Genomic DNA, 3498 nt, shown 5'->3' on the forward strand with positions numbered 1-3498 from the left:
ACCCTTGTGGCGGGGGGGCTCCCCGGGGGGGGGGACCCCCGCCGTCGTGCGTCCGGGGTCCTGTCGCCGAGATTGCGGTTGGGGCCCCAACCACAATCTCGACGACGACGAACCGCAATCTCGACGACGACGAACTGCACTCTCGACGTGTGGGTGGACGTCCTCCCGGTAGGAGTCGTTCGGCGCTCCGACCTGCATCGATACCGGTGGCGGCAGCCCTGAACGGACGTCTCGACGACACCTTCGATCCACCCCTGCGACAGGTGGTCGCCATCGACCCGGCGTCCAATAGGTGCACCCCCGTTCGATGTTCTGCCAAAGGACTGCCATGTCAGCTGTGCCCGCACGGCGGCGCCCACGCGTCGCCGCCACCCTCATCGGTCTGCTCGCCTCGGCGAGCGTGACCGCGACCCTCGTCGCTCCCGCGGGAGCGACGCCGGTCGCCGACCCCGACCGGCCCACCCTCGACGACACCGCGGAGCTCGACTCCGGTGCCGAGAGCGAGTCCTCGGCGCCCACCGCCGAGTCTCCCTCCGCCGGCCCGGGAGAGAGCCCGACCGACGGCGCCGAGCCCGACGCTGCCGAGATCGCCGACGACTACCTCGACGTGTCCAACGACGGCACGGCGATCGTCAGCGAGCAGACCGCCACGCAGATCGCGCCGGGTGCGGTCCTCACCGAGTTCACGCGGATGGAGTCGGCAGGCTGGCTGCAGGGTGCCGTCCTCGACATCGATCTGACCAACCCGGCGATCTCGCTGGACTACATGGACTCCGGTGAGGTCGCCGGCACCTCGACCATCTCGGACATGATCGACGAGGCCGACGCCGTCGCGGGCATCAACGGTTCGGGCTTCGACATCGGCAACTCGGGCTCGTCCAACGGCATCGGCGTCGACCCCGAGTCGGGCATCGTCACCTCGCCGAACCCTGGCGACAACGCGGCCCTCGTCATCGACTCGCAGGGCCTGGGCCTCATCACCGAGGTCTTCATGGAGGGCGTCGCTGCGGCGCCCGACGCCGGGTGGGAGCTCCCGCTCACCGGCGTCAACGCCTCGGAGTGGGACACCTCCGGCGTGGGCGTGTTCACCGACCGCTGGGGCACGTATGCCCGGGCGAACTCCCTTCCGGACCGCGCGAACGCCGTCGAGGTGTGGATCGGCCGAGACTCGCGGGTCACGCAGGTCGCGGGGCCGGTCGGCGAGGGCGAGATCCCCGCCGACGCCCGCATCGTCGTCGCGCCCGCCGGTGAGCTCGCCGACCAGCTGAGCACGCTGGCTGTCGGCGACCGCCTCCAGACGACCTACTCCGTGCGGTCCGACGCCGACGAGGTCGTCCTCGCGCTCGGCGGCCACGGTGGTCGCAACGCCATCCTCCTCCAGGGCGGCGTCCTCCACGACGCGTCCGACGAGAGCCTCGCACCCCGCACCGCGGTCGGCCTTGACGAGGCCGGCGAGCACCTCTACATGGTCGTCATCGACGGCCGGCAGGACATCTCCCGCGGCATGAGCCTCGACGAGACCGGTGAGTTCATGCAGCAGATCGGCTCCTACAACGCCCTCAACCTCGACGGCGGCGGCTCGACCCAGATGAATGCCACCGACCCGGGGGAGACGGACGACGAGATCGTCAACAGCCCCTCCGACGGCGAGGAGCGCGAGGACGCCAACGGCATCGGCGTCATCGTGGGCCCCAGCTCCGGCATCGTCCACAACTACTCCGTGCGCCCCGAGGTGCGGATCGCCAATGCGCACCGGGTCTTCCCCGGCCTGCACCGCCAGATGGTGGCGCTCGGCTACGACGAGGTCATGCGCGCGGTCGGCACCCCCGCCGAGTCGTGGGTCTCCTCGGACGAGGTGGTCGCCACGGTCGACACCGACGGCCTGCTCACCGCGGGTGCCACGGGCACCACGACGGTCTCGGCGTCGACGGAGAACGAGGTCGGCACCGCCACCGGTGAGGCCGACGTCGAGGTCCTGGGCGAGCTCGTCCGGCTCGAGGCCTCCCCGAACGTGCTCTCCCTGCCGGACCCCGGCGCGAGCACGCCGTTCACGCTCTACGGCTACGACGCCGAGGGCTTCATCGCGCCGATCGACGCCGCGGACGTGACGATCGAGGGCGCCGACGGCGTCGTCGAGCTCACCCCCGCCACGGCCAGCACGTTCGACATCAGCGCGCTCGTCGACTCCGGGTCCGCGACCCTCACGCTCAGCGTCGGCGACGTCGAGGCCGACCTGTCGGTGATGGTCGGGCTGGAGGAGCTCGAGATCACCAGCTTCGACGAGGAGGGCGGCTGGTGGCACTACGGTTCGCGCAACCCGAACTCGTCGTCGCGCATGGTCGAGGAGGGCCGGACCGAGGGCGACACCTCGGCCATCGAGGCCACCGCGGTGTTCAACGAGTCCACCGCGACCCGCACGATGAACTTCCGGTCCGAGATCAACGCGTTCCCGGCTCCCGAGGGGCAGCTGCAGACGCTGTCGGCCTGGTTCCGTGGCGACGGCCGGGGTACCCCCGAGATCTACTTCTCGGTGTTCGACGCCGAGGGAACCTTCCGCTTCATCTACGGCGGCACCGTGACCGGCACGGAGTGGCAGCAGCTGACGGTCCAGGTCCCGCAGGACTGGCCGCACCCCATCCAGTTCGGCCGTGTCGCGCTCTACGAGTCGTCGGCGAGCGAGCAGTACGAGACGACCGTCCTCATCGACGACGTCACCGCGACGATGGCGCCGATCGCCGAGGCACCCGAGGTGCCCGTGTGGGAGGACCCGTCCCTGTCGACGGCCAACGCGGCCGACGACGCGGGGCTGCGGGTGGCGGTGATGTCGGACGCGCAGTTCGTGGCGCGTGCGCCGGAGTCGCCGCAGGTCGAGAACGCTCGCCGTGGTCTGCAGGAGATCGTGGCCGAGGACCCGGACCTGCTGGTCATCAACGGTGACTTCACCGACGAGGCGGCGCCGGAGGACTTCGACCTCGCGCGCCGGATCCTCGACGAGGAGCTCGCCGAGACCGACCTGCCGTGGGTCTACGTCCCGGGCAACCACGAGATCATGGGTGGCCCGATCAGCAACTTCGTCGACGAGTTCGGCGAGACGTCGACGGTCCGCGACGTGGCCGGCACGCGCATCATCACCCTCAACTCCTCCACCGGTCGCCTCGGGGACGACTTCGGGCAGATGGTCATGCTGCGTCAGCAGCTGCTGCTGGCCCAGCTCGACCCGGAGATCACGGGCGTCATGGTGTTCTCGCACTACCCCCCGCGCGACTTCCTGCCGGGATCCCCGTCGGACATGGCGGACCGCCTCGAGGCCGCGACGCTCGAGTCCTGGTTGGGCGAGGTCGAGGACTCGGGCCGTTCGGTGATGTTCGTCGGCGCGGGCGTGGGGGCGTTCGACGTGTCGACCCGCGACGGTGTCGAGTACCTGACCAACGGCAACGTGGGCAAGTCTCCGAACTCGACCCCGGACCGCGGCGGCTTCTCGGGCTGGTCGATGATCGG

Annotated in this window: 1 protein-coding gene; it reads left to right on the forward strand. The window is 70.5% G+C overall.

Annotated elements, in window-relative coordinates; genetic code table 11:
- Positions 1–328: 328 nt before the first annotated feature.
- Positions 329–3498 (forward strand): phosphodiester glycosidase family protein (locus ACZLMO_RS16675; protein ID WP_463654379.1); only part of this gene is annotated, 3170 nt, incomplete at its 3' end.

The sequence above is a fragment of the Georgenia sp. G2120 genome, assembly GCF_055326485.1.